Genomic DNA, 26,324 nt, shown 5'->3' on the forward strand with positions numbered 1-26,324 from the left:
AAGGGGGGGAATGCACTTGTCAGCGAAAAAATGGTTTCTCGTCATCGCGGCGGCTTCCCTATTGTTTATTACCGCAGCGCCTGCACCGGCGGCTGCAGCGTCGACGCCATATGAGAGCTACAACTATAACTATTGGGAAGAAGCAGTTCCAGCACCGGCGGCTTATGTACCCAAACGCTCCATATCCGGAGCTGATATTGGCATCGGTGACTTTTTAGAGCCAAAGGATATGGTCGTGTCTGCAAGCGGGCTCATATACATTGTGGACAGCGGCAATGGCCGAATCGTTATTTTAGATGATCAGTGGAAAGTGAAAAACATCATTAACGAATACGAGAAGGACGGAGAAAAGATCGGTTTTAAAAATCCGTCGGGACTATTCGTTGATGAGGAGGAGCAGCTTTATGTTGCGGATACGGACAACGGGCGAGTTGTCGTGTTATCGAGCGACGGTGAAATGCTTCGAATAATCGAGCAGCCCAAATCTGATGTTTTGGCAAGTGATTTTAAATTTATTCCGTTAAAGGTAACGGTAGATAAAGCCAAACGGGTTTATGTCGTAGCGCAAGGCATCTACGAAGGCATCATGCAGTTTGATGAGAAAGGCCAGTTTATCGGATATGTAGGGACAAACAAAGTGCAGCGGGACTATACGGAAGTCATATGGCGCTTGCTTTCAACCAAAGCACAGAAAGCGCAAATGGTGCTGTTTATACCAACCGAGTTTTCGAATATCGATATCGATGCCAAAGGATTTGTCTATGCAACGAACATCGATCCTGACTCTAAGGAACCAGTAAAAAGACTTAATCCATCAGGTGAGGATGTGCTGAAGCGCTTCGGTTACTTCGATGTGTTAGGGGATATTTTGTTCAGGCGCGCTGTTGGTCCTTCCAAGCTGATTGATGTGAAGGTGCTCGAAAACGGAATGTACAGCGTGCTTGACGGAAATCAAGGCAAAGTATTTACCTACAATGATGAAGGCGATTTGCTCTATGTGTATGGCGGTAAGGGAAATCAGATCGGTACGTTTAAAATACCGGTCGCCGTCGAGCATTTGGGTGAAAAACAACTGGTGCTTGATCGTGGGAAAAGCAATATTGTCGTATTTGAGCCAACGAAGTTTGGTGCCAGCGTAAACGAGGCGGTGAAGCTGCATTACACCGGTGAGGATAAGCTGGCGGTACCGATTTGGCAAGAAGTGCTTCGGTTAAACAGCAACTACGATATTGCGTATATAGGCATTGGCAAATCATTGCTGATGGAGCGGAAGAACGGGGAAGCGCTCGAGTATTTCAAGCTGGGCATGGACCGCGATAGTTATTCCGTAGCTTACAAAAGGTACCGCAGGGAAGTAATGAAGGAACATTCAGGAACCTTTCTAACAATGCTGATCGTCCTAGCAGCTGCATGGCTTGCGTTCAAGCTGGTAAGCTCTCGTATGAAAAAGAGGAAGCTTACGATGTCAGACTTTGCATCGCAAACCGCTAAGGAGGGCAGATCGCTATGAAACAGGATTTCATTAAGTTTCCGCTGCATTTAATCGTTCATCCTTTTGACGGCTTCTGGGATATGAAGTATGACGGCAAAGGAAAAGTAAAGGTCGCATTAGCTATTTTGCTGCTTGTCATCGTTTCTGTTATTTTACAAAATCAGTTTGCAGGTTTTCTGGTGAACTATAATGATCCACGTCATTTGAACAGCCTGACTCAGCTCGTTACGATTGTATTTCCTTTCTTTCTTTGGTGTATATCCAATTGGGCGATTACAACCTTAATGGATGGCGAAGGTAAATTCAAAGAAATTGTTATGGCGACGGGTTATGCGCTTGTTCCTATGGTCATTCTTTATGTGCCCATGACCATTGCGAGCCGGTTTATGGTACAGGAAGAAACGGCTTTTTATTATTTAGTTATGTCTATATCCACCATTTGGTTTCTAGCGCTTCTATTTGTCGGTACGATGACGGTTCATCAATATTCGGCGTTTAAAACGATTATTACGATGCTGCTGACGGTAATCGTAATGGGCATTATCGTATTTCTTGGGACGCTCGTGCTGAGTATGATGCAGCAAATTATCGATTTTATTATCAATATTTATCGTGAAATCATTTTCCGTACGTAAAGGAGGCCGCACCCGTGAAAAATCGTAAAAAGCTGGTTGCGGTGCTGGCCTGTACCGCAGCAATTTGTATCTTGGTCTGCTCCGTATTGCTATTCACCAGTCGTGGAGCTAAAGCCGTTAAAGCAGCCGCTTATATGAAAATGACAACTGAGCTGGAAGCTGGAGCCGCAATTAAGGCAATGCCTGATTCTTCAAAAGGTGTGCCAGGCATGCAGCTTGTAGCGGACAATTCCGAATTATCGTTATACTACAGCGCCGAAACGACAGAGGTCGCTGTGAGGGATAAACGGCAAGGCCAAATCTGGTACAGCAATCCGCCCAATCGGAGTGAGGATGCTATCGCATCGGGCTTCGAGAAGGAAATATTGTCTTCTCAGTTGACGGTACTGTTCCGGGATTCAATCGGTACGCTGGATACATTCACCAACTTCACGGAAAGTATCGCAAATAAGCAGTTTACAGCTGAAAGCATTGAGAACGGCATTCGTATCACCTATACGATTGGCGATACGTCAATCGGCGTGGATGCCTTGCCAAGGTATATAAGCAAAGTGCGATTGGAAGAGAAGGTGCTCTCCAAGCTGGATGCACCGACGGCCAAGTATGTGGGATTGCGCTATTATCCGAAAGCGGACAATAAGGAAGTATTAGAGAGACTAGATGCGCAGGTTTCCAAGCCGCTTGTATTGAGCAAAATGACGGCGGCATTCGTCAAGGCTGGTTATTCCGATGAGGATCTCGCTTTCGACAATGAGGAAAACGGCGTTGCAGGCGGCGGCGAATCGAGCAAACCAAACTTCGTTATTCCTTTGGAATACCGCATTGATGGCGGTTCACTGGTTGCATCCGTTCCAGTCAATCAGGTCAAAGAAAGCGGAGGCTATCAAATTCGCAGCATCGAGATGCTTAATTTCTTTGGCGCTGCAGATAAGGAAAACGAAGGATATATGTTCGTGCCGGATGGAACCGGAAGCTTGATCCATCTAAACAACGGCAAGGTAAAGGAAGAGCAATACGTACAAAGAGTATATGGCCTTGATCCGAACGATAACAGCTACCGCCGCGGTCAAGTAAGCGAGAGTGCTAGAATGCCGGTATTTGGGATGAAGGCAGGAAGCGCAGCGTGGTTTGCGGTGATTGAAGAAGGTGATGCTGTTGCCAGCATCGCTGCTGATATCAGCGGTAAAAAAAATTCCTACAATTATATTCACAGCAGCTACTCATTGCGTGGAGAGGATGAGCTTGAGCTTTACACTGGTTCAAAGATTCAAGAAATCCAGCTGTTGAGTGAAGAGATTTATAAAGGCGACATTCAAATTCGGTACAGCTTTCTCTCAGGAGATAAGGCGAGCTATTCAGGAATGGCGGAGCTTTATCGTGACAGGCTTGTAGCTGAAAACAAGCTTCAGCCATTAAAAGATGATGAAAAGCTTCCATTTTATTTGGATATTCTAGGAACGGTCGACAAGCGGAAATCATTCCTTGGTGTACCGTACAGCTCCGTCGTTGCCATGACATCCTTTGAGCAAGCCTCACAAATGGCTGGACAACTGAAGTCGGATGGGATTAATCGATTGCTCATTCGTTACACGGGCTGGTTCGGCAACGGCGTCATTCATCAGACACCAGTAAAGCTGAAAGTGGACAGCGAGCTCGGAAGCAAGTCCAGCTTTATTAAGCTAGCGAATCAGCTGGAGCAATCCGGCGGGATGTTGTTCCCAGATGTAGCCTTTCAGCAAATTTATCATGATGATGGAGGTTTTGTTCCATCCTCTGATGCATCGCGGTTCGTTACACGGGAGGAAGCAGAGCTTTATCCTTATAACCGAGCGCTTAATCGAATGGATATGCTGTTAGGCTCGTATTATTTGTTGTCACCGGCAAAGCTTCCCTACTTCGTTGATACGTTTATGAAGAAGTATGATTCGCTTGGCATGAGGGGAATATCGCTGCGGGACCTTGGCAGCGTGCTGAGCTCGGACTTCCGTACGAGCAGAGTCATTCAACGCGAAACGGCTAAAAAAATCGTTGAGGATGAGCTGAGCAAGGTGGATGAGCGCGTCGATCAAACGATGCTTACGGGCGGAAATGCTTATGTATGGCCATTCGCAGATCATCTTATAAATGTGCCAACGTCATCCAGCGGCTTCGTGCTAACGGATGAGGAAGTTCCATTTTATCAAATGGTTATTCATGGATATGTCGATTATGCCGGCGGTGCGATTAACTTAGAGGATGAGCAGGATATTCAGCAGCAGCTGCTTCGTTCGGTAGAGCTTGGCTCAGCGCCGCATTTTTCATGGAGCTATGAACCATCGTCTAAACTGAAATTCACTCATTTTGACAAGCTGTTCTCTACCCATTACAAAGACTGGTATGATCAAGCGCTGTCGATGTATAAGGAAGCAAACGATGTGCTCTCCGGTGTGAGAAACGCTCAAATGGTGAAGCATATTCGCCATCAAGACGGTGTCGTAGAGATGCAATACAGCAATGGGAAATCAATTATTGTCAATTACACAGATAAGCAAGTCAGCATTAACGGAAACAAAGTTGAAGCTCAAAACTATTGGGTAGGAGGTGAGCGTTAATGAATGGTTATAAGTTAGCTTTGCGGCACAAGCGCTCACTTCTAGGCGTAGCATTTATTTTCCCATGGCTGCTGGGCTTCATATTTATGTTTGCGACACCGCTTATCCAATCCATTAAATTCAGCTTCAGCAAGCTAACGGTGGAACCGACTGGGTTTATATTGGAATCGGTTGGTTGGGCGAATTTTAAAGAAGCGTTGTTCGTGGATGCTACCTTCAATCGGATTTTGACCCAATCCGTTTCTGAAATGGTTTTGAATGTACCGATGATATTATTTTTCAGCCTTTTCTCTGCTACGCTGCTTAATCAGAAGTTTCGTGGCAGAATACTCGCGAGAGCGATATTTTTCCTTCCGGTCATACTCGCTTCCAATGCGATTTCAGCTGCAGAAACAGCGGGGCTTATTAATCTAGTAGGCGATTCATCGGTCGTAAGTGAAATGGGTGAAGCTTCTTCCACCTATAATATTATGTCAATGGTCATGATACTAAGTGAAATAGGATTGCCGCTATCGTTCGTTGACTACATCGTTCAGGCGATTACTAGAATCTATGAGATTATTACAAGCTCTGGCGTGCAAATTCTTATTTTTCTAGCTGCTTTGCAGTCCGTTCCAGGTGCCATGTATGAGGTGGCTAAGATGGAAGGCGCTACAGCCTATGAATCGTTCTGGAAAATCACATTTCCATTAGTTAGCCCGCTCATTTTGACCAATGTCATCTATACGATTATTGATTCATTCTCGGGCAGCGCAGTTACGGATATGATTTTCTCGACGGCATTCACCACGCAAAACTTTGGGCTCAGCGCAGCGATGTCTTGGGTTTACACGTTGATTATAAGCGTTGTTTTGGTCATTATCGGAGTGCTGCTATCGAGAAAAGTACATTACAACTGAGTGATTAACAAAGGAGGAAGCTGCATATGGAGGCTTCACAGGCTGTTCGCAACGAGGACAATAAATATCGGCTGCAGAAAATGAAAAATAAGACGATCGATACGTTGTACGCCATTTTTCGTTACGCGCTTGTTATTGGCATCTCGTACATCATCATTTATCCGCTGCTTATGAAGTTTTCTGTCGCTTTCAAAGACAAAGTCGATATTTACAATCCGACGATTTATATGGTGCCTGTCCACTTTACGCTCGACAACATCAAAATGGCGATGGATATTTTACACTACTTTCCTCTTCTGGGAAACACGCTTGTCTTTGTTATTGTGACTACGCTGCTAACGACAGCTTCTTGCGCGCTTGCTGGGTACGGCTTCGCCCGTTTTAACTTCCCAGGCAGCAATGTGCTGTTCGCTCTGGTCATATTAACGATTCTAGTTCCGACAAGCACGTTGATGGTTCCGATGTATCTTCATTTTAGAAGCTTTGACATACTCGGAGTCATTCATCTAGTGACGGGTAAGGAAGGCGTTAATCTGCTCAATACGTATTGGCCTTCTATTATAACGTCTGCGACAGCAATCGGATTAAAAGCGGGACTGTTCATTTATATTTTCCGCCAGTTTTTTAAAGGAATGCCTAAAGAGATAGAGGAAGCAGCATTGATTGATGGCGCTGGCGGAGTGAAAACATTTTTGAAAATCATGCTGCCGAACGCCATTCCGCCAATCATTACTGTCGTGCTGTTCTGCTTCGTGTGGCAGTATAACGATACCTTTTTCACTTCGCTGTTCATGAGTGAATCCGCACTTATGCCGATTAAGATTTCGACATTGTCAGCCCAAGCCAATGCGTTGCTTCCAGGTTTGCTGGGGGTAGCGGCCGGAGGCGGTAACGTTAAGGCTGATCCGAACCATGTGGCAATGATTATTGATACGGGTATTTTGCTTGCTATCATACCGCTAATCATTTTGTACTTAGTCGTTCAGCGTTATTTCGTTGAAAGTGTGGAGCGGAGCGGTATTATCGGTTAGCAGGCAGTAGGTTAAGTGAGGATATACAAAAAGAAATGCCAAAGAAGGAGAGAAACCATAAATGTTGAATGTGAAGCAGCAATCCCGTTTCATAGTGGAACCTAAGCTCATAAACCCGAATGCAGACGATCAGGCGAAAAGGCTGATGACCTATTTATGCGACATTTATGGAACTCGCATATTGACCGGTCAGCAAATCGGTGTAGTATCAACACCTGAACTTGAAATATTGCATGAAGTGACTGGGAAATACCCAGCTGTTTATGGCTTTGATTTCATGAATTATTCACCCTCGCGCACAGAGCGCGGGGCCACATGCTCCGATACGGATATTGCAATTGATTGGTGGCAAAGCGGCGGCATCGTAACTTTTTGCTGGCATTGGAATGCGCCTAAGGATTTAATTGATTTGGCCCCTGACCGAACGTGGGGCAGCGGTTTCTATACAAAAGCAACGACGTTTGATGTGCAGAAGGCGTTGAGTGATCAAGAGTCAGAGGATTATAAGCTGCTGATCAGAGATATTGATGCGATTTCCTCCGAGCTGAAACGGCTGCAGGATGCAGGGGTGCCTGTATTATGGAGACCACTGCACGAGGCTTCGGGAGGCTGGTTCTGGTGGGGCAGCAAAGGGGCTGAGCCCTGCGTTCAATTGTGGAAGCTGATGTATGACCGAATGACGAACCTGCATAAGTTGAACCATTTGATTTGGGTATGGAATGGACAGCATGCGGATTGGTATCCGGGCGATGAGTACGTCGATATTATTGGAGAAGATATTTATCCTCCTGAGCAAAATTACGAGTCGCAGCTTGATCGTTTCGAGAAGGCACTCGCTTACACAAGCATGAACAAAATTATTGCTTTGTCTGAAAATGGACCGATTCCTGATCCAGATCTTATGCTGCAGGATCGTGCACTCTGGGCATGGAATTGCACGTGGTATGGCAATTTTGTCTACAATACTGTGGATGGACACCGAGTATATGCCGAGAAGTTTACAGATAGGGAACAGCTTATCAAATTTTATAATCACCCTTTCTCGTTAACGAAGGATGAGCTGCCTGATTTGAAAAATTATCAGCTGCGAGAATAGCGGGTGGATGCCATTCATCGCAAGGACTAATACTTGTGCAAGGAGCACGCCATTTATGACTTTGTCGATTTGGAATCACCGAAGCAATCTGCATCGAACGCGGCGCGGAATCCAAGAAGGACGCTTGACGCTTGGCTTTATTGGAGGCTCGATTACCGATGCAAGGCCGCGCCATAACTGGCCGGAGCCAGTCATTGCCTGGTTCACGGAGCAATACCCGGAACTGCGTATCGCGGTTGAAAATGCAGCGATCGGAGCAACGGGCAGCGATTTAGCTGCTTTCCGCGCCAAACGCGATTTAATCGATACGAATTGCGATTTGGTTTTTATTGAATATGCAGTTAATGATGAAGGCGAGCCAACCTTGAAGCGCAATCGCTCGCGCGAAGGATTAATAAGGCAATTGCTCGCTGATGGCCAGCGCGATATCGTCATCGTATACACGTATTCGCAAAATATGTACAGCGCCATTACACAGGGCTTGGTACCGGATACGATTAATGAATTTGAGCGGATAGCAGAGCATTATGATCTTAGCTCGGTATGGATGGGTTTGTATGCTTTTGAGGAAGTCAAGAAAGGCAAGCTGCGCTTTGAAGAATGGCTGCCAGATGGTCTTCATCCGACAAGCAGAGGAAGCTTGAGCTATGGGCAAAGCGTAATTGCTTATCTCCAGAAGGAATTACCGTACGCGGATCACGCGGTGGAGGCTGATCAGGTTTCATACTTGATACCAAAGCCGCTGGATACACAATGCTGGGATGATGTATTCGACTTATCTTTTCATCACATTCATACGAGAGGTTCTTGGGCCATAAGGAGATGGCCTCATCTGGAGTGGATCGATCAAGTGCTCGAGACATCGGCCATTGGAGCAGAGTTGTCCTTCTCCTTCGAGGGAAGAGGACTCGTTCTTGGCTTTGACTTCGGGAGAAGCTCAGCTGAGTTTCGATACCGAATAGATGATGGGGAGTGGCAAGTGATGGAGCGGGAGAGGCCATCATGGGTCCAGGATGATGGGTGGTATCGCTTAAGCTGTTTCGGAGATGATTGGGCGAGCGGCCGTCACCGCTTCGAGCTTGAAGTCATTCATGGCAATCGACCAGAATGCACAGGCACTAATTTCCGACTCGCGAAAGTGGGGATTATCAGATGACCGCCCTTAGGAGCAGGCGAGTTGTCATTAGTGCGTTGGCTGTCAGCTTAGCGCTTCTAGGCGCCGCTTTAGTCGTTATATTGGCTGTTCTGCCAAGCTCAAACAAGGAAGAACCATTTTTGAAATACGAAGCGGAGTCCGGGCTGCTTCAAGGTACTATGGTTTCTCAAGAAGCGGAGGGCTTCTCTGGCTCAGGCTTCGTTACTGATTTTACGGATGAGCAGGACCAGTTATCGTTTGAGGTTGTTGCTCCAAAGGCAATATTATACAATGTATGGGTCAGCTACCGGGCGCCAAATGGCAATAAAGTAGCTAGCATTTCATTGAATAATGAGCCCCACGGCGATTTGGTTTTACAGCCAAATGATCAATTTACGGAGCTCAAGGCAGGGAAGCTTCTTTTACAAGAGGGCACGAATACGATTAGCCTGACTCGAGGCTGGGGTTATTACGATATCGACTATATTAAGCTGCAAAAGACGAAGCCTGAAACGAAACATCAGGTTTCTGGTGAATTAGTGAATGGGAATGCTTCTGCAGAAGCCAAAAAACTAATGAATTATTTGGTGGAAAACTATGGCGAGTCGATGTTGTCGGGTCAAACCGGACTGGATAATGTTTCTTGGATTGAGAAGATTACCGGTAAAGAACCAGCGATGGTCGGGTTTGATTTAATCGATTATTCCAAAACAAGAGCAGAGCACGGAGCTATCTCGTATGAAGTGGAAAAAGCAATTGGCTGGCATAAGCAAGGCGGCATTACAACCTTCTTATGGCATTGGAACGCTCCCACCGGCATAATTGACGAGCCGGGAAAAGAATGGTGGCGGGGGTTTTATGCTGATTCGGTAACCTTTGATTTGGAGAAAGCTTTGAGTGACACTGAATCGGAGGAGTACAAGCTGCTGCTAGCTGATATCGATACGATTGCCGTGCAGCTTCAAAGATTAAAGGATGCCCATGTGCCCGTGTTATTTAGACCGCTTCATGAAGCGGAAGGCGGGTGGTTCTGGTGGGGAGCAAAGGGTCCTGAACCGGCAAAGCAGCTTTACCGAATAGTATACGATCGACTGGCCAATAAGCATGAATTAAACAATCTCATATGGATCTGGAATTCGGTCCAGCCCGAATGGTATCCAGGAGATGACGTAGTGGATATCGTTAGTGTAGATAGTTATCCAGCCCCTGGAGATCATTCTCCCGCCATTAATTATTTTGATAATCTCGTCGCTCTAGTCAGCAATAAAAAACTTGTTGCAATGACCGAAAATGGTTCCATTCCTGACCCGGACTTAATGAAAGCGTATGGTGCGAATTGGAGCTGGTTTGTCACCTGGGAAGGCGATTATTTAAACGATGGAAAACATAACAGCCAAGAGATTTTGAAAAAAATCTACAATCATTCAAATGTGACGACACTGGATGAACTTCCAGACTTGTTTGGCATGAAAAAAGCTGTAGATAAAGAAGAATGACAAGCGATAGGAAGACACATATTCTTAGGAGGACAAAATGAGAGAAACACAACTAGTGCTAAGTAATTGGAAATTCAAAGCTTGTCAGGAGCAAGAATGGATGGAAGCCATCGTGCCTGGCTGCGTTCATACTGATTTACTGCGCAATGGCATCATCAAAGATCCTTTCTATAAAACAAATGAGCATGATTTGCAATGGATTGACAAAATAGATTGGGAATACGAGACTCATTTCGACGTAAATGATCAATTGTTAAATGCCTCAACTATTGAACTCGTATTCGATGGATTAGATACGTATGCAGACGTTTATGTAAATGGCAATCATGTATTGTCAGCAGACAATATGTTTAGAACATGGAAAGCAAATGTAGCGTCTATGGTGAATGCCAAAGATAATGTATTGTTGATTAAATTCCGCTCCCCTGTGCAAGAGGATTTGCCGAAGATCGAGAAGCTTGGCTATAATCTACCAGCTAGTAATGATCAATCAGAGCTTGGCGGACTGGGTGCTCAGAAGATAAGTATTTTTGCAAGAAAAGCGCCTTATCATTATGGCTGGGACTGGGGTCCACGATTCGTTACCAGTGGTATTTGGCGTGAAGCTAGACTAGAGGGCTGGTCCGACAGCAAAATTACGGATGTATATGTGAAGCAGGATCAGGTAAATGCTTCGAAAGCTAGCTTAACAGTAGATGTGGAAATTGAGTCGGAGCATGAATGGAACGGCTTGGTGAAGTTAAGTGCAGGGGGACAAACTTGGGAGCAGGCTGCGCACTTAAAGCAAGGGATCAATGTGATTCAACTGCCTGTTGATATCGAGAATCCGAAGCTTTGGTGGAGCAGAGGACTTGGCGATGCTCATTTATATACATTTACAGCAGAGCTTTGCAAGGATGAAGAGTTGATAGCTGCAAAGTCCGTTCGTACTGGTCTTCGCTCCATTCGATTGGTGCGAGACAAGGATGAGGTAGGAGCCTCGTTTTATTTTGAGCTTAACGGCGTTCCTGTGTTTGCGAAAGGTGCAAACCATATCCCTAATGACAGCTTCATTACAGAAGTAACAGATGATCGATATAGACATGAAATTGTTTCTGCTGCGGAATCGAATATGAACATGCTTCGTGTATGGGGCGGCGGTATATATGAACAGTCGGTGTTCTATGAGCTTTGTGATGAGTACGGCATCTTGGTGTGGCAGGACTTTATGTTCGCATGCAGCATGTATCCTGGCGATGAGGCCTTTCTAGAAAATGTTCGCTTGGAAGCAGAAGAGAATGTGAAGCGGCTGCGCAATCATCCTTCCATCGTGCTGTGGTGCGGCAATAACGAGATTGATTCAGCTTGGGCGCAATTTGATGAGAAGGGCGGCTGGGGCTGGAAAAAAGAATATACATCGGAGCAGCGCGCTGTCATTTGGGCGGACTACGAGGCGGTTTTCCATGACATTTTACCTGATGCGGTTGAAGCCTATGCGCCAGGAACACAATATTGGCCATCCTCACCGCTTATATCGCTGTCGGGGGACATTAACCAGCATGCGCATCCGCTATCTACAGAGGGAGATGTTCATTACTGGGGAGTATGGCACGCAGTTGAGCCATTTGAGAACTACAACCTGAAAATCGGCCGTTTTATGAGTGAATACGGCTTCCAGTCATTCCCTGAGTATGATACGGTGATGAAATTCGCAACGGAGCAGGATTTGGCTCTGGATTCTAAGGTAATGCGCGCGCATCAGAAGAATGGCGACGGCAATCGTCTCATTAAAGAATACATGGATATTTATATGAGCGAGCCTAAGGACTTCCCTGCTTTCCTCTATATGAGTCAGGTGCTGCAAGCAGAAGCGATGAAGATGGCGATTGAGGCGCATCGTCGCAGCATGCCATATTGCATGGGAACGTTATACTGGCAAATGAATGATTGCTGGCCAGTAGCTTCTTGGGCAGGCATGGATTATTACGGAAAATGGAAAGCTATGCAGTATTATGCGAAAAGAAGCTTCGCCGACACAATGCTGTCCTTTGACAAGACAGATGACGGCATTATCAATATTCATGCGGTAACGGATTTGCTGGAAACGTTGAACGGCGAGCTCAGATTAACGCTATACGACTTTGCAGGCGTGTTAATTAAGCAGGAAACGACTCAAGTGTCCATAGCAGGAAATAGTGCAGCAATTGTAAGCTCGATAAACGAGCTGGAATGGCTGACAGGCTGCGAAGCAAAGCGTGTTGTATTGTATGCAGAGCTGACCCAAGGCGGTAAGCTGATAGACAGCAAGGAACATTATTTCGTAAAAGCGAAAGAACAGAAGCTTGCTTCAGCGGTTATTCGAATTTCAGAGGTTCAAGGCAGCAACGGTACGTCGTTCGCGCTGGAGACGGATGTGCTTGCTAAGCAGGTATGGATTACTGCAGAGCACGAGGGCATGTTCACGGACAATTTCTTTGATTTGATACCAGGTGTAGCTAAAATCGTAGAGTTCCGCTTGCGCGAAAGTGGAGAAGCAGCAAGTAAGCCAGCTGCAGCGGGCAAGGTACAAGCTCGTTCAATGATCGATTTTTTGGCTGAGGAAAAATAAAACGAAGTGAAAAAAACAAATAAAAAGGAGGCGCCTATAAGGGGTGCCTCCTTTTCTTAATGTTCAATACGATACTGCTGGAGCGGGAATTTGGTCATTATTTCGACAATCTTATCTCGCATTAACTCTTTACTGCGAGAAAGGATTAATGTATTATCGTAATAAAGGTTTTGACTTTATTTAGTAAGGGTGAAATGTATGAACGAGAAAATTGAAGTTAAACCACGAAAGGCTTTGGAAGTGATGAAGCCCTACTCGCCAGGTAAACCGATTTGGGAGGTTCAGAGCGAATATGGCCTGCAGCATGTAATTAAGCTGGCCTCAAATGAAAATCCATTAGGACCTTCTCCAAAAGCGATTGAAGCCATCCAAACCGCCTTGACTGATCTTCATCGTTATCCTGACAACCAGTCTCAATTATTGAAGAAAACCATTGCCGATTATTACGACCTCCATGCAGATCAAGTCATTGTTACTAACGGCGGAGATGAGCTCATCACGCTTGTAGCAGAAGCTTTTTTGGATGCGGGTGATGAAATTATTGTGCCGGGACCTACATTTAGTGAATATGAGTTTGGTGCTCAGCTGATGGGAGCTAAAACAATCGTTGTCCCGCTCAATGATGCTTTTCAATATGATGCAGAAGCTATTGTTGCTGCAGTGACTGATCGTACCAAAATTATATATCTATGTTCTCCAAATAATCCAACAGGTACTTATGTAGCTCAAAAAGATTTGAAATATATACTCGATTCAATCCCAAAACGTATCATGGTTATGCTCGATACAGCTTACAGCCACTACGTTTCGGAGGAGCTGTATTCGGATGGAATGGCATTTGTAAGAGCAGGCTACCCGCTCATCGTGCTAAAAACCTTTTCGAAAATTTACGGTCTTGCAGGTATTCGAGTAGGTTATGGGGCTGCTCCTCAGCAAATTATTCAGAGCATTCTTCAAGTGAAGGAGCCGTTTAATGTTAATGCACTTGCCCAGACAGCTGCAGCTGCAGCGATCGGTGATGAAGAGCATGTTTTAAGTTCGCAAGCACTGGTTGCCAAGGAACGTGAGCGTATGTACGCTTCATTTGACCAGCTTGGAATCAAATATACGCAAAGTATGACTAACTTTGTACTTGCTGAGCTTGGGCCAGAATCGGAGTCCATCTACATGCGTTTAATGGCTAAAGGGATTATCGTTCGCCACGGAAAAACGTGGGGCTTGCCGCTCCATGTGCGTATCTCAATAGGTATGCCCGAAGAAAATGATCAGTTTATTGCCGCATTAAGCGAAATACTTGGTTCGGTTTAATCTTTAGTAAATAATTATGCTGCGATTTTAGTAAGAGCAGCCAACGAGTGGAAATTCGTCGGCTGCTCTTTTTTTGATCGATGCGATTAACCAGTAAATTCTTGAACCCATGCACCTTGGTAATACCCTACTCCAATTTTAGTGAAACTGGATTTCAAAATATTTGCGCGGTGCCCAGGGCTGTTCATCCAATCCTTCATTACTTGATCAGGAGTAGGCTGACCTTTAGCAATATTTTCACCAGCAGAACTGTACGTAATATTGAATTGTTTCATCATGTCGAAGGGAGAACCATAAGTTGGTGAATTATGATCAAAGTAGTTGTTGTTAATCATATCCTGTGCTTTGACCAAAGCCATTTTGGATAAAGAGCCATCCATGCTGAGTGCAGGCAACCCTGATTTTGATCGTTCAGAATTGACCAGTTGGAGCACCTGTTGTTCATATTGTCCAGAGGAAGAAGGAGCTTTCTCCGCTGGATTTTGAGTCGTTGGATTCTGAGTGGTCGGGTTTTGAGTTGTTGGATTCTGTGTCGTTGGTTGTTGAGCTGGGTTTTGACCAGGGTATTGAGACGGAAATGGATAAGGGTACTTATTAACGAGTCCATTTGCTCCATCGCCCAACAGCCAATCTGGAATGTTGTTATACTGCGAGCCCTTCATTGAAACAGTAGGATTCTTCATCATCGGTGTAGAGATTGAAGAGGCCTGGGTTGTGTGTGGCGTTGACGTAATAATAGGTGTTTTGGTTGATGTGTAACCAAGAGCAGAGTGCTTATTGGTTGACATCCTTGGATTTGACGAACAGCCTACAGCTAAAATAAGTAAAGCTAAAATGAAAAATTTCCGCATGTACATACTCCTCAACGTTAGAATAGTGTGCTTGCTACCCGATATATAATTTCCTGACCAAGCGGTTGTTATCCCGGAGAAAAAAGGGATTTGATCTTTTTTAAAATGAAGACTTGCTTATTACAAATGCCTATGGTATATTATCAATACAAACAACAAATTTAACCTTGAATTCACTCATTGAAAAGGTTGTCATTTGTATGATGATATCTTTTTCAATGTGTGATTTTTAGTTTTTCTGGAAAAAACATGTTAATATACTTTTGGAGGTAATCAATTATGGAACAAGGTACAGTAAAATGGTTTAACGCAGAGAAAGGCTTCGGTTTTATCGAAGTAGAAGGCGGCAATGACGTATTCGTACATTTCTCCGCAATCCAAGGCGACGGTTTCAAATCACTTGACGAAGGTCAACGCGTTGAGTTCAACGTAACTCAAGGCAACCGTGGACCACAAGCAGAAAACGTTGTAAAACTATAGTATTAAATCAAAACCCCTTAACTTCGGTTAAGGGGTTTTTTTTATACATTAATCAAGTTATAAATTTTCGGAGTGGGAGCAGGACTACCACTCTGTTTTTGTTTTTGGTAAGGTATAGGTATGTAGACGAAGGGAGAATCCAAGGAGGCAGCCAATCTATTCAAGCCTTAGCCAGAATGATTGGGCCAATCATTGGAGGTCAAATCTATGTATCATTTGGTCATGCCGCACCCGCTTTTATGGGTATGATCCTTATAGCAGTGGCCATACCAGTAATGTATTTGCACCAGCAAACACAAAAAAACCAACTCGAGTGAATAAACGCTCGAATTGGTTTTATAGTGGAAATATTAGCGAAGATTTGGAATGTTTACTTCTGGATTAACGTCTGYTTCATAATCGATGCCATCTGTCTCGAAACCGAATAGCTGGAAAAATTCACGACGATAACCTTCAAGATCAGAAAGATCATAAACATTTTCTGTAGAGAGCTTAGCCCAAACATCGGCAACCTCAGCTTGGATTTCTGGTCTCATCTCCCAATCATCAACGCGGATAAGGCCTTTTTCATCAACCAGTGTCTCATTTTTGCCGTATAGACGATCTGAGAATAAACGATACATTTGCTCAATGCAGCCCTCATGAATGCCTTTTTCTTTCATCACTTTATAAAGGGCGGAAATATAAAGCGGCACCACTGGAATCGCGGAGCTTGATTGCGTTACGAGCGCTTTGTTAACGGAAACGAATGCGCGACCGCCATTTGTGCTGAGCTGTTCATTAAGGCGGTGAGCCGTAGCTTCCAGATCATTTTTAGCAGCGCCAATTGTACCTTCACGATAAACTGCATGTGTAATTTCAGGTCCAATGTAAGAGTAAGCAACTGTAGTTGCGCCTTCAGCAAGTGCTCCAGCTTTCTCAAGCTCGTCAATCCACATCTGCCAGTCCTCGCCGCCCATAACAGCAATCGTTTGACGAAGCTCGTCTTCTGTTGCAGGCTCGATTGTAGCTTGCGTTACATCGCCGTTATGGAAGTTAACGGTTTTGTTCGAATACGTGCCGCCAAGCGGCTTGATAACGGAAGAGAACGTTTCGCCTGTTTTTGGATGCGTACGGCGCGGGGAAGCAACGCTGTAGACAACAAGATCAATTTGACCTAGTTCCGTACGGATCAAGTCGATTGTTTTTGCTTTAATTTCATCAGAGAAAGCATCTCCAACGATGCTGAAAGATTTGCGTCCAGCAGCTGCAGCAGCTTCCTCGAAAGCAGCGGAATTGTACCAGCCAGCGGATGCTGTGCGTGCGCCTTCAGCAGCTTTGTCAAAATAAACGCCAATTGTATTAGCGCCAGCAGCGAAAGAAGAAACGATACGTGAAGCAAGACCATAACCTGTTGAAGCTCCAATGACGAGCACGTTGCGCGGGCCTTCAATGCTTGGTTGAGCGTTTACGTAATCGATTTGACGCTGTACTTGTTGTGCGCAGCCCTCAGGATGTGCTGTCGTACAAATAAAGCCACGTGTTTTTGGTTGAATAATCATATTAGAATATTCCTTTCCATAATGGAATTTGTTTGTATGCGTTATGTAACGGGACAACTCTCTCCCATTTTACCGATTTTTATTGAAGAAGGGAAGTTCTCCATTCGTGACAAAAGCATTTATTTGCACAATTTCTTATTTTTTCTCAAATAAATAAGCGCCAAGAAAGCATCTCTGCATTCTTGGCGCTTATTTATGTAGAAATTAACGATGTCCTGACAGCTGCTGTTCAGCCATTTGAACGAGCCGGCGTGTAATTAATCCGCCGATAGAGCCCATATCGCGAGTGGTCATGTTGCCATAATATCCGTCTTGCGGAAGTTGAATGCCAAGCTCTTGGGCCACTTCATATTTAAGCTGCTCTAGAGCTGCACGGGCTTGCGGTATAAGAAGTTGATTCGTACGATTTGCCATCTTTTCTCAGCCTCCTTCTTGAACCTATTATGTGGATACGAGTGAGAGTTTATTCATATCATTCACCTAAATTTACCTCCTATTTTTGAAGTGAAATCATGCTAAAATGGTTAAACGGAAAGGGGGCGCCGTAATGTTTGTGGAACCCATGTTATTAACGGAATATGAAAAACCTTTTGATGATGATGATTTTATATTTGAACCCCTATTGGATGGACACCGCCTGCAGCTCTCCTTTATGGGAAGCAAGGCTGCTTTATATACTCGGCATTTCAATGAAGTTACGCGGCAGTATCCCGAATTACATAATGTACCGTTGAGGGAGCCTGCGGATGTTCTGTTAGATGGCGAGGTAACCTATGTAAACCCATTTACAGGAGCGATTGAGTTCGAGTCGCTGCAGGAACGTTTCAGGTTGAAGAAGGAGCCGAGTATCCGTGAAGCCAAAAGGACGAAGCCAGTCCAGTTTTTTGTATTTGATATTCTTTATTACAACGGGCTTGATTTAAGGCAAAAACCGCTGCTTGAGCGAAAGCGGCTGCTGGAATATATTTTGGAGGATAATGCCTATTTCAAAAAGATGCTGTACGTGGAGCGAGAGGGTGCAGCTATTTTTGATCTTGTAAGAAGATCGGATTTGGAAGGCATTGCCTGCAAGCGCAAGGATAGCACCTACGCTGAGGGTCGTCAGGAGAGCTGGCTAAAGGTGATAAATGATAATTATAAATCGTTATCGATGGCTTCAGATCAGAAAAAAACCTCAATTGCTGAGTAAAGGTATTATTAATATTTTTATTAATAACAACGAATACACGTAAATGATTTTATAGTGAGTGAGATGAATGCTGTCGGCAAAAGCTGATGGCATTTTTTTGCGTTTATTTCTAAAACGAAGGAATGGAATACTGCCGTACTAGAGGGGGGAGTGGGAGTGAAACTAACTTACATCATTTATATATTTTCTATTGACGATTTACAGCGTTTGTCGTTACAATGTAAACGTTAATAAAATTAGTAATCGATTAGTTTAATTATTATTCGTTGGTTAAAGGTTAGGCAGGAATAGGGAATGTGAGGTGAATGGGAGCGTATCGTTCGATTTACTGATGATGCCATCATGATGAATGAAACATGATTTTCAATCGAAAGGGGAGTTATGCRATGCTCAAATATTTTAGCAAACGGATTGCAGTGGTTCTTGTTTGTTTATTACTTGTACCTGCACCATTAATTGTGGCTGCTGAAGGTAATACAGAACCCGTTCAGAGTACCTTGAATCATGCAAACCAAAGCAAAATCAAATCCGATGTGAAAGGCCACTGGGCGGAAAAGGATTTTACAGCGTGGTACGAGAAACAGCTTATTCAGGGTTATGGAGATGGGAAATTTAAACCAGATCAAGCGATTAGTCGAGTGGAATTTATGACTCTGATGAATCGGGTTTTTCGTTTTGTTGATGAGGAAGAGATTGTTTTCTCTGATGTATCTGCATCGAGTTCTTTTTACAGTGAAATGAAAAAGGCGGTTGCGGCAGGATATATTTCCGGTTACAGCGACGGAACGATCCGTCCGGGCGATTCGATTTCTCGTCAAGAGGCTGCCGTTATCTTAGTTAGAGTATTTCGATTGAGTAGTGCGGCCAAAAATGAAAGCGCTCTTACGGATCTGGGCTCATTGCCTTCATGGAGTAAGGAAGCCGTGAATGCGCTCGTTATGGAAGGGTACGCAACAGGATATAAAGATCAAACATTTAAACCAAATAACAAGATTACAAGAGCTGAGGCGCTGCGTCTAATAAACAATATTTCTGGAGAGATATTGAATCAAGCGGGCACATATACGGATGTTTCAAGCAAAAACATAATCATTAATACAGCGAATATTACGTTAAAAGATACAACTATTGAAGGAGATCTATATTTAACCGAAGGCATCGCCGAAGGGGATGTCATACTCGACAATGTCAAAGTAAAAGGAGTAGTGAAAGTATTTGGAGGAGGCCAAAACAGCATTAAAATAAATGATTCGGATATCGCGCAAATTTTTGTTGATAAAAAGAATGGCAAGCTGCGAATGGTTACGCAAGGAACAACAACCGTTGGTCAAGTATTCACCATTTCAGGCGTTAAGCTTGAAGAGGCTGCTGGTTTAACTGGTGATGGCTTCATAAATGTATTGATTGACAAGGATACAGCAGCGGATGCAACCATTGAGCTGGATGGAAACTTCGATAAGGTTGAGATTTCTGCATTATCTTTACCTGCTATTAAATTGTTGAAAGGTATCATAAGTAAAATGATAGTGGAGCAAAAAGCAGCCTTGCATGTGAATGAGGCCGCAGAAATTAAAGAGATTATCATTCTGTTTGACGGTAAGCTCAAAGTTACAGGCAAAGGCAAAGTGACAAGCAATAGTGAGAATGAGGCTAAGCTTGAGCGAGAGGCAGCGACATTTCCTGCTTCTGGTGGTAATGGTGGTGGAAATGAAACACCTGCACCATCAACAACTCCTACTCCTACTCCTACTTCGACACCGACGCCGACGCCGACTTTTGAAAATGTATCGGTTCACGATCCATCCGTTATTAAAGTTGACGAAACGTATTACGTATTTGGCTCGCATTTGGCGGCTGCCAAATCGAATGATCTCATGAGCTGGTCGTTAATCGATTCAGGCGTGACGGAAACGAATAAACTGTTCAAGAGTGCTGAAAGCAATGTGAAAAAGGAATTGGCTGAGGCGCTCGGCTGGGCAGAAACGGATACGCTATGGGCTGCTGATGTCATTCAGCTTGCAGATGGCAAGTTTTACATGTATTACAATGCATGCAAAGGAGATCAACCGCTCTCAGCACTCGGGGTTGCAGTTGCGGATAATATCGAAGGGCCATATGTGAATAAAGGCATCTTCCTGAAATCAGGCAAAGGAATAAGCGCTGAAGGTACGGCTTATGACGGTACAAAACATCCGAATGCTGTTGATCCCGATACGTTTTTTGATAAGGATGGCCGATTATGGATGGTTTATGGCTCATACTCAGGCGGAATTTTTATTTTAGAGATGAATGCCGAAACCGGTTTTCCATTAGAAAATCAAGGTTATGGCAAACGATTGATGGGTCAAAATCACAGCCGTATTGAAGCGCCTTACATCCAATATCATCCGAATAGCGGCTACTATTATTTATTTGTGACATTTGGAGGATTAGATTCAGTTGGCGGCTACAATATGAGAATATCTCGTTCCTTAAAGCCGGATGGACCTTATGTGGATTATGAAGGTCAGGATATGATTCAGGCTCACGGTCCAGAGGGTTCATTCTTTAAAGATGCGGCAATTGAACCGTATGGCGTGAAGAGCTTTGGTAATTTTATTTTCAGCAACTTAAATGGACAAGCGAACTTCCCTACCTATGGTTATGTATCTGCAGGCCATAACTCGACTTACTACGATGAATCAAATGGTAAGCTGTTCAACATCTTTCACAGTCGGTTCCCTTACCGCGGGGAAGGCCATGAGGTTCGTGTGCATCAGATGTTTATGAACGAAGATGGCTGGCCAGTGGTCGCTCCACATCGTTACACGGGTGAGACGATTGGCAAAATTTCCGAAAGCGATGTCGTTGGCGCTTATCATTATATTAACCACGGCAAAGAGATTACGAAGGAGATTAAACCTTCTGTTTACATTAAGCTGGAGCAGGACGGCAAAATTACAGGGGCTGTGACCGGAACTTGGGAACTAGATGGCGACTATTATGCGAACCTGAAAGTTGATGAGCTTGTAAATGACGTTCCTGTTCAGACGACATACAAAGGGATATTCATTCGCCAATGGGACCCTACTTCGAATGTATACATCTTGGCTTTTAGCGCTTTGTCAGGCAAAGGCGCTGCTGTTTGGGGAAGTCAATTGGCAGCGTTAACTGATCAAGAACTCGCTGCGAATGCAGTTAATAGGTTAACGCTAGGCGATACAAGCCGCATATATAATGATGTCAGCCTTCCTGTGAAAGCTGCAAACCATTGGCCGATTACATGGGAGTCTTCGAATGTATCAGTCGTAACGGCAAGTGGGGCTGTAACAAGGCCTAGCGCAGGTTCCGGCGATGCAGCGGTGCAATTAACAGCAACGATAACGTTAGGCAGCGCAACCGCATCCAAAACGTTCACACTTATAGTTCAACAGCATAATGAAAGTCCGCTAGCCGATGGATTAGTTGCTCAGTACAATTTTGAGAATAATCTTGAAGAGATGACGGGCATAATGGCGGCAGGAACGATCACGGGCGACCGAATTGATCGTACAGGCGGAGAAATTTCGTTTGTAGATGGAACGACGGGCAAAGGAAAGGCAGCTAGCTTTAACGGCGCGTCAGGTGTTCTTTTGCCGGAGGGCTTAATTTCAACAAATGAATATACCGTATCGATGTGGCTGAACCCTGCCGAGGCAGCAAACATTGCTCCAGCTTTCTTCGGTGCACAAACGCCGCAAAGCTGGATCAGCTTTATGCCAAGAGGGCATGATTTTGCGAAAAATAATACGATGCTGTGGTCAGGTGAAGCTTGGTATGATGCATCTACAGGTATCCAAATCAAGCTGAATGAGTGGACACATATTGCATTTACAGTGAAAAACGGCGAGACACAAATATTCATCAACGGGATTAAGAAATATTCCGGTACAGGAATGCCAAATGTGTTTACAGACAAGCACGGTTTGTTTGCACTAGGGGTCAATTATTGGGACACCCCTTATAAAGGTCTCATCGATGAGGTTCGTATTTACGATGTGGCTTTACATGCAGAGAAAATAGGGTGGTTGGCTTTTGGAGAGCCGGATGCCTCTGTTCTAGTTGCACAAATTCAGCTTGATGCTGCGGAGAAGTCGCTAGCGATTGGCACAACTTATTTGCCTGAAGTCAATGTTTTACCAGTGAATGCAGCTAATAAGTCGATTACTTGGTCTTCAGCCGATTCCAGCATCGCTATCGTGAATGCAGCTACAGGGCAAGTAACAGCAGTTGCACTCGGAACAACTACAATAACTGCAACAGCTGATGACGCCGGACATAAAACAGCGACCTATGTTGTACATGTAACGGATGGTGAAAATGCTTATTATGCTTTTAACTCGAATCTAATGGATTCATTAGGGCGTGTATCTGCGGGTACGATTACAGGAAATAGAGTAGATAATACGGGAGGCAGCATTACGTTTGGAACAGGCATTTTGGGGTCGGCGGCTGTATTAGACGGCGCTTCAGGCATTCGTCTGCCAGACGGTATAATAGAAGGCAATGTTTATTCGGTATCCATGTGGCTTAATCCTGCGGAGGCGACCAACTTTGCGACAGCATTTTTTGGATCAAGAACGAATGAAAGCTGGATCAGCTTCGTGCCAAGAGGCCCAGTCAACAGCAACACGATGCTTTGGTCTGGCACTGCTTGGTATGATGCGAGTACAGGGCTGAAAATCAGCATTGGACAATGGACGCATATTGCATTTACCGTTAATAACGGCACAGCCAAGGTGTATATTAATGGAAAAGAAAAGTTTGCAGGCTCCGGCTTCCCAAATGTGTTTACTAATAATAGCGGTGTATTTGGCGTGGGGGTAAACTATTGGGATACTCCGTTTAAAGGCGCAGTAGATGAGTTGAAAATTTATAGTAAAGCGCTGACGGCAGAGCAAATAGCTGCTGAATTTGCACTCAGCAGCCGTTAAAAAAATAATGAAATAGACATGCAAACCTAATGAAGGTACTGCATGTCTATTTTTTATTCATTTCATCCATAATAGAAAGAATATAATCTTATTGTTTCATATCCCGTATATATGGTTAAGAATGTTATAGAAGCTAGCGATTGATTCACGATAAACAGAAAAAAGCTGCTATCGCAAAGGGCGATAACAGCCAAGTTCTATATTATAAAATTAATTTGTGACGCGTCTTGCTGTAACATAACTTTTGGACCAGTAGCTGGAGGTCATGTCCGACACGGTAACACCAGTGCTTGTAGCGCTGTGGATAATTTTGTTGTTGCCTGCATAAATAGCGACATGGCTGATCGTCTTGCCATTCGTTTTAAAGAAGACAAGATCGCCCATGCTGAGTGAACCCTTAGGAACCTTCTCGCCAACCGTAGCTTGTGCTACAGATGTGCGTGGAAGAGAAACATCAAGTCCTTTGAACAAAAATTGAGTAAAAGATGAACAGTCAAATGCGTATGTAACGCCTGCCGGTGCACCGAATTTATATGGAGTGCCGATAAATTCTTTTCCTGTAGAAACAAGATTAAGTGTTTCAGGTGTAGCTGCATGTGCCTTTGGAGCAAAAATTCCGATTGTGAATGCCGATATGACGATAGCGCTGCAAATGCCTGCTTTGGCAATCGATTTCAGTAGGTGTAATTTTCTCATGCTGTCAGGTTGTCCCTCCGCGTTTCGTTTTATGTATTATGACTATAACACATCCGCAAAAGGGCTATTTTCACTCATGAGAACGAAAGGGCAGGTATTATAAGGATTATGAGCGATTATGAGAATTAAATGAAAAAATATTAATAATCCGCGTATTCCCGCGAATTAAGGCATATTTATGCCTCTTGCGCTTACTAGAAGCGTGTACCATTGCTCTCTCGTCATAAGTTCCGATTGCTTCACCGCATCCTTGCAGGCTGCTATCCGCTTAGGATTAACAGTGCCGATTACAGGCTGAATGCGAGCGGGATGCTTCATTAACCAAGCTAGTACGATGGCTTCCGGTGTCGTTTCATTTTCTTCAGCTATTTGTTGTACGAGAGCAGCTGTTTTCAATTCTGACTCCGTTGCGTTCTCGGATACTCTTCCAGAAAATTTCCCCTGTGCCAGAGGCCCCCATGCTTGAATTTGTATATTTTCCATTTGCATCAATTCCATAAGACCTTCAGCAAAGTTGTCTTTTAAACCTGCCTTTTGATTGACATGCACACCTTGATCGATGAAATCATGACGGAGTAGACTCATTTCCAGCTGATTTACGACAATAGGATCAGGCAGCGAGCGCTGCAGGAAACGAATTTGTCCCGGGCTCATATTGGATACGCCAAAGTTGCGAACCTTGCCGGATAATTTCAGCTTCGTAAAAGCTTCTGCAATTTCATCCGGCTCCATAAGCGGATCAGGGCGATGAAGCAGCAAAACATCTAAGTATTCTGTGCCAAGCCTCTCCAATATGCCATCGACAGACGATAAGATATGCTCTTGCGAGAAATTGAAGCGTCCAGGTAAAATGCCATCGGATAGCTGAATGCCTACTTTAGATTGAATAACGAGCTGCTCACGAAGCTTGGGCTGCTTTTTAAGAATTTGACCGAATACGGATTCTGCTTTGCCTCTTGTGTAAATGTCCGCATGATCATACATCGTAATGCCGATTGATAGCGCGGCTTCTATCGCTTCCTCTGCTTGCTTGATATGATCAGGTGTAATCGGGTCTGCAAGATCCCAGCTTCCGCCAAACCCCATACAGCCTAACACGAGACGGCTGTCGGATATTCCACGACGCTCTATTGGCATCATTTTCATTCGTAATCAACCTCCAAAATTTATATTCACTCTGTGACGACTTCTATTATACCTTTCTATTTCTGTACATATAAGCACTGAAAAAAAGTTCACTAACTAACCTTAGGGCGTATAGGACATGGAAGCATCGCCGTTTCATATGATAGATTGCAAGCGCTTCATATAGATGCTACATTACTAGTATTACATATCATTAGAGTAAGTTGATAAACAGAGCATATCTATTAATAGGAGGAATATCGTTTGGCACTCATTACTTGCAACTTTTTTTCTGAGGCACTGGGCCTCAGTACATCGATGACCGTTATTTTGCCGCAGCAGACGACATCGCAAATTGGTATGAATAATCGCAGCAGTCAGAAGCTTCATAAAACGTTATATTTACTGCATGGCTTGTCTGATGATGATACCATTTGGATGCGCAGAACTTCTATTGAACGTTATGTAGCCGAGCAGGGTTTTGCGGTTATCATGCCGAATGTGCATCAAAGCTTTTATACGGATATGGCATATGGCAATAAATATTGGACGTTTCTAACCGAAGAGCTTCCGGCCGTTGCTCGTTCTTTCTTCCCTCTATCTGATGCCCGTGAAGATAATTTTGTCGCGGGCTTATCGATGGGCGGTTATGGAGCATTCAAATGGGCATTAAGGCATCCGGATCGTTTTGCCGCAGCTGGCAGCTTATCCGGTGCGCTGGATATGGCGGATATGGTGAAACGGAGCGAAATGACTGATCTGAAGCGTCTGTTCCATCTCATATATGGTGATAAAGAAATTAAAGGCACGGATGATGATTTGCTGCATCTTGTAGCGGGGAGTGCCAAGCTGGATTCGGCGGCTAAGCCTCTGCTCTATCAATGCTGTGGTACGGAGGATTTTCTATACAATGATAATATCGCCTTCCGTAATGCGAGCGAGCAGGCGAATTATCCTTTAACTTATGTTGAAGGTCCAGGCAATCATGAATGGAGCTATTGGGACACGCATATCCAGCAGTTCTTAGAATGGCTGCCAAAACAAAACGAATAAGAAGGAAGCTATCATGCCGAGAGGCTGGTAGCTTTTTTTTATTCGAAGGGTTGCAAAATGTATCCGCTACCATTATGATTTGGTTAGGATTAATGTATGAGTATATGGATGAATAAATGTATTAATCCAACTATTTATCAAAGTCTATTTATTCTATTATATTGAAG

General features: G+C 44.2%; 19 protein-coding genes and 1 pseudogene. 15 read left to right on the forward strand and 5 right to left on the reverse strand.

The window, feature by feature from the left end; all coding sequences use genetic code 11:
• Positions 1–10: 10 nt before the first annotated feature.
• The 10 genes from AC1DM9_RS05390 to hisC all read left to right on the forward strand — a co-directional run bounded on the left by AC1DM9_RS05390 (position 11) and on the right by hisC (position 14,270).
• A complete protein-coding gene (locus tag AC1DM9_RS05390) occupies positions 11–1,510 on the forward strand; it encodes an NHL repeat-containing protein (RefSeq protein WP_477549975.1) in 1,500 nt (499 codons plus the stop codon).
• The gene (locus tag AC1DM9_RS05395) at positions 1,507–2,127 is read left to right on the forward strand and encodes a Yip1 family protein (RefSeq protein ID WP_339203708.1); all 621 of its coding nucleotides are present in this window, start codon (positions 1,507–1,509) and stop codon (positions 2,125–2,127) included. Before AC1DM9_RS05390 ends, AC1DM9_RS05395 begins: the two co-directional genes overlap by 4 nt.
• Before the next feature lie 14 nt (positions 2,128–2,141).
• Complete coding sequence (locus AC1DM9_RS05400; protein WP_477578947.1) at positions 2,142–4,718, forward strand: DUF5696 domain-containing protein; 2,577 nt, start codon at positions 2,142–2,144, stop codon at positions 4,716–4,718.
• Positions 4,718–5,617 (forward strand): carbohydrate ABC transporter permease, encoded by a 900-nt coding sequence (locus AC1DM9_RS05405; protein WP_441881623.1) that lies wholly within the window; start codon positions 4,718–4,720, stop codon positions 5,615–5,617. Before AC1DM9_RS05400 ends, AC1DM9_RS05405 begins: the two co-directional genes overlap by 1 nt.
• Positions 5,618–5,643: 26 nt before the next feature.
• Positions 5,644–6,648 carry a carbohydrate ABC transporter permease gene (locus AC1DM9_RS05410; protein ID WP_441881620.1) on the forward strand — a complete coding sequence of 335 codons (1,005 nt, stop codon included), beginning with the start codon at positions 5,644–5,646 and terminating at the stop codon, positions 6,646–6,648.
• A 61-nt stretch (positions 6,649–6,709) separates the two neighbouring features.
• Positions 6,710–7,744 (forward strand): glycosyl hydrolase, encoded by a 1,035-nt coding sequence (locus AC1DM9_RS05415; protein ID WP_477578949.1) that lies wholly within the window; start codon positions 6,710–6,712, stop codon positions 7,742–7,744.
• A gap of 55 nt (positions 7,745–7,799) precedes the next feature.
• Positions 7,800–8,900, forward strand: a complete 1,101-nt coding sequence (locus AC1DM9_RS05420; protein ID WP_477578951.1) for an SGNH/GDSL hydrolase family protein — start codon at positions 7,800–7,802, stop codon at positions 8,898–8,900.
• The gene (locus tag AC1DM9_RS05425; protein WP_477578953.1) at positions 8,897–10,375 is read left to right on the forward strand and encodes a glycosyl hydrolase; all 1,479 of its coding nucleotides are present in this window, start codon (positions 8,897–8,899) and stop codon (positions 10,373–10,375) included. Before AC1DM9_RS05420 ends, AC1DM9_RS05425 begins: the two co-directional genes overlap by 4 nt.
• Before the next feature lie 37 nt (positions 10,376–10,412).
• The gene (locus tag AC1DM9_RS05430; protein ID WP_477578955.1) at positions 10,413–12,962 is read left to right on the forward strand and encodes a beta-mannosidase; all 2,550 of its coding nucleotides are present in this window, start codon (positions 10,413–10,415) and stop codon (positions 12,960–12,962) included.
• Between the two features lie 198 nt (positions 12,963–13,160).
• On the forward strand, positions 13,161–14,270 hold the full coding sequence (gene hisC / locus AC1DM9_RS05435; protein WP_441881606.1) for a histidinol-phosphate transaminase: 1,110 nt from the start codon (positions 13,161–13,163) through the stop codon (positions 14,268–14,270).
• 86 nt (positions 14,271–14,356) lie between these two features.
• Here hisC and AC1DM9_RS05440 read toward each other — a convergent pair whose 3' ends face one another.
• Positions 14,357–15,121, reverse strand: coding sequence for a CAP domain-containing protein (locus AC1DM9_RS05440; protein WP_441881603.1), 765 nt, complete (start codon positions 15,119–15,121; stop codon positions 14,357–14,359).
• Positions 15,122–15,400: 279 nt separating this feature from the next.
• Between AC1DM9_RS05440 and AC1DM9_RS05445 the strand changes: the two genes are divergently transcribed.
• Both AC1DM9_RS05445 and AC1DM9_RS05450 read left to right on the forward strand, forming a co-directional pair.
• A complete protein-coding gene (locus AC1DM9_RS05445; protein ID WP_054024035.1) occupies positions 15,401–15,601 on the forward strand; it encodes a cold-shock protein in 201 nt (66 codons plus the stop codon).
• Positions 15,602–15,726: 125 nt separating this feature from the next.
• Positions 15,727–15,918: pseudogene (locus AC1DM9_RS05450) on the forward strand (hypothetical protein); the annotation flags it as partial.
• 33 nt (positions 15,919–15,951) lie between these two features.
• Here the strand turns inward: AC1DM9_RS05450 and fabV are convergent.
• Entirely contained in the window at positions 15,952–17,142 is a 1,191-nt protein-coding gene (gene fabV, locus AC1DM9_RS05455; protein WP_477578958.1) for an enoyl-ACP reductase FabV, read from the reverse strand.
• A 204-nt stretch (positions 17,143–17,346) separates the two neighbouring features.
• Positions 17,347–17,556 (reverse strand): small, acid-soluble spore protein, alpha/beta type, encoded by a 210-nt coding sequence (locus AC1DM9_RS05460; RefSeq protein WP_477578960.1) that lies wholly within the window; start codon positions 17,554–17,556, stop codon positions 17,347–17,349.
• A 133-nt stretch (positions 17,557–17,689) separates the two neighbouring features.
• Between AC1DM9_RS05460 and AC1DM9_RS05465 the strand changes: the two genes are divergently transcribed.
• Together AC1DM9_RS05465 and AC1DM9_RS05470 are read left to right on the forward strand one after the other, a co-directional pair.
• Positions 17,690–18,331, forward strand: coding sequence for an ATP-dependent DNA ligase (locus tag AC1DM9_RS05465; RefSeq protein ID WP_477578962.1), 642 nt, complete (start codon positions 17,690–17,692; stop codon positions 18,329–18,331).
• A 386-nt stretch (positions 18,332–18,717) separates the two neighbouring features.
• On the forward strand, positions 18,718–23,283 hold the full coding sequence (locus tag AC1DM9_RS05470) for a LamG-like jellyroll fold domain-containing protein (RefSeq protein WP_477578964.1): 4,566 nt from the start codon (positions 18,718–18,720) through the stop codon (positions 23,281–23,283).
• A 210-nt stretch (positions 23,284–23,493) separates the two neighbouring features.
• On the opposite strand, the gene AC1DM9_RS05475 is transcribed toward AC1DM9_RS05470, so the two are convergent.
• Both AC1DM9_RS05475 and AC1DM9_RS05480 read right to left on the reverse strand, forming a co-directional pair.
• Entirely contained in the window at positions 23,494–23,979 is a 486-nt protein-coding gene (locus tag AC1DM9_RS05475; protein ID WP_477578965.1) for a C40 family peptidase, read from the reverse strand.
• A 165-nt stretch (positions 23,980–24,144) separates the two neighbouring features.
• Positions 24,145–25,125 carry an aldo/keto reductase gene (locus AC1DM9_RS05480; RefSeq protein WP_441881586.1) on the reverse strand — a complete coding sequence of 327 codons (981 nt, stop codon included), beginning with the start codon at positions 25,123–25,125 and terminating at the stop codon, positions 24,145–24,147.
• Between the two features lie 243 nt (positions 25,126–25,368).
• Here AC1DM9_RS05480 and AC1DM9_RS05485 point away from each other — a divergent pair, with 243 nt between their 5' ends.
• Positions 25,369–26,157, forward strand: a complete 789-nt coding sequence (locus tag AC1DM9_RS05485) for an alpha/beta hydrolase (protein WP_441881583.1) — start codon at positions 25,369–25,371, stop codon at positions 26,155–26,157.
• Positions 26,158–26,324 lie beyond the last annotated feature (167 nt).

This window comes from Paenibacillus sp. 01T431, from assembly GCF_056398625.1.

What these genes read in the sequence shown, in the direction of transcription:
- AC1DM9_RS05390 (WP_477549975.1), top strand. Translation starts at nt 11, where the DNA reads ATGCACTTGTCAGCGAAAAAATGGTTTCTCGTCATCGCGGCGGCTTCC.
- AC1DM9_RS05480 (WP_441881586.1), bottom strand. Translation starts at nt 25,125, where the DNA reads ATGAAAATGATGCCAATAGAGCGTCGTGGAATATCCGACAGCCGTCTC.
- AC1DM9_RS05430 (WP_477578955.1), top strand. Translation starts at nt 10,413, where the DNA reads ATGAGAGAAACACAACTAGTGCTAAGTAATTGGAAATTCAAAGCTTGT.
- AC1DM9_RS05460 (WP_477578960.1), bottom strand. Translation starts at nt 17,556, where the DNA reads ATGGCAAATCGTACGAATCAACTTCTTATACCGCAAGCCCGTGCAGCT.
- AC1DM9_RS05475 (WP_477578965.1), bottom strand. Translation starts at nt 23,979, where the DNA reads ATGAGAAAATTACACCTACTGAAATCGATTGCCAAAGCAGGCATTTGC.
- AC1DM9_RS05465 (WP_477578962.1), top strand. Translation starts at nt 17,690, where the DNA reads ATGTTTGTGGAACCCATGTTATTAACGGAATATGAAAAACCTTTTGAT.
- hisC (WP_441881606.1), top strand. Translation starts at nt 13,161, where the DNA reads ATGAACGAGAAAATTGAAGTTAAACCACGAAAGGCTTTGGAAGTGATG.
- AC1DM9_RS05440 (WP_441881603.1), bottom strand. Translation starts at nt 15,121, where the DNA reads ATGCGGAAATTTTTCATTTTAGCTTTACTTATTTTAGCTGTAGGCTGT.
- AC1DM9_RS05410 (WP_441881620.1), top strand. Translation starts at nt 5,644, where the DNA reads ATGGAGGCTTCACAGGCTGTTCGCAACGAGGACAATAAATATCGGCTG.
- AC1DM9_RS05470 (WP_477578964.1), top strand. Translation starts at nt 18,718, where the DNA reads ATGCTCAAATATTTTAGCAAACGGATTGCAGTGGTTCTTGTTTGTTTA.
- AC1DM9_RS05445 (WP_054024035.1), top strand. Translation starts at nt 15,401, where the DNA reads ATGGAACAAGGTACAGTAAAATGGTTTAACGCAGAGAAAGGCTTCGGT.
- AC1DM9_RS05420 (WP_477578951.1), top strand. Translation starts at nt 7,800, where the DNA reads ATGACTTTGTCGATTTGGAATCACCGAAGCAATCTGCATCGAACGCGG.
- AC1DM9_RS05405 (WP_441881623.1), top strand. Translation starts at nt 4,718, where the DNA reads ATGAATGGTTATAAGTTAGCTTTGCGGCACAAGCGCTCACTTCTAGGC.
- AC1DM9_RS05425 (WP_477578953.1), top strand. Translation starts at nt 8,897, where the DNA reads ATGACCGCCCTTAGGAGCAGGCGAGTTGTCATTAGTGCGTTGGCTGTC.
- AC1DM9_RS05395 (WP_339203708.1), top strand. Translation starts at nt 1,507, where the DNA reads ATGAAACAGGATTTCATTAAGTTTCCGCTGCATTTAATCGTTCATCCT.
- AC1DM9_RS05415 (WP_477578949.1), top strand. Translation starts at nt 6,710, where the DNA reads ATGTTGAATGTGAAGCAGCAATCCCGTTTCATAGTGGAACCTAAGCTC.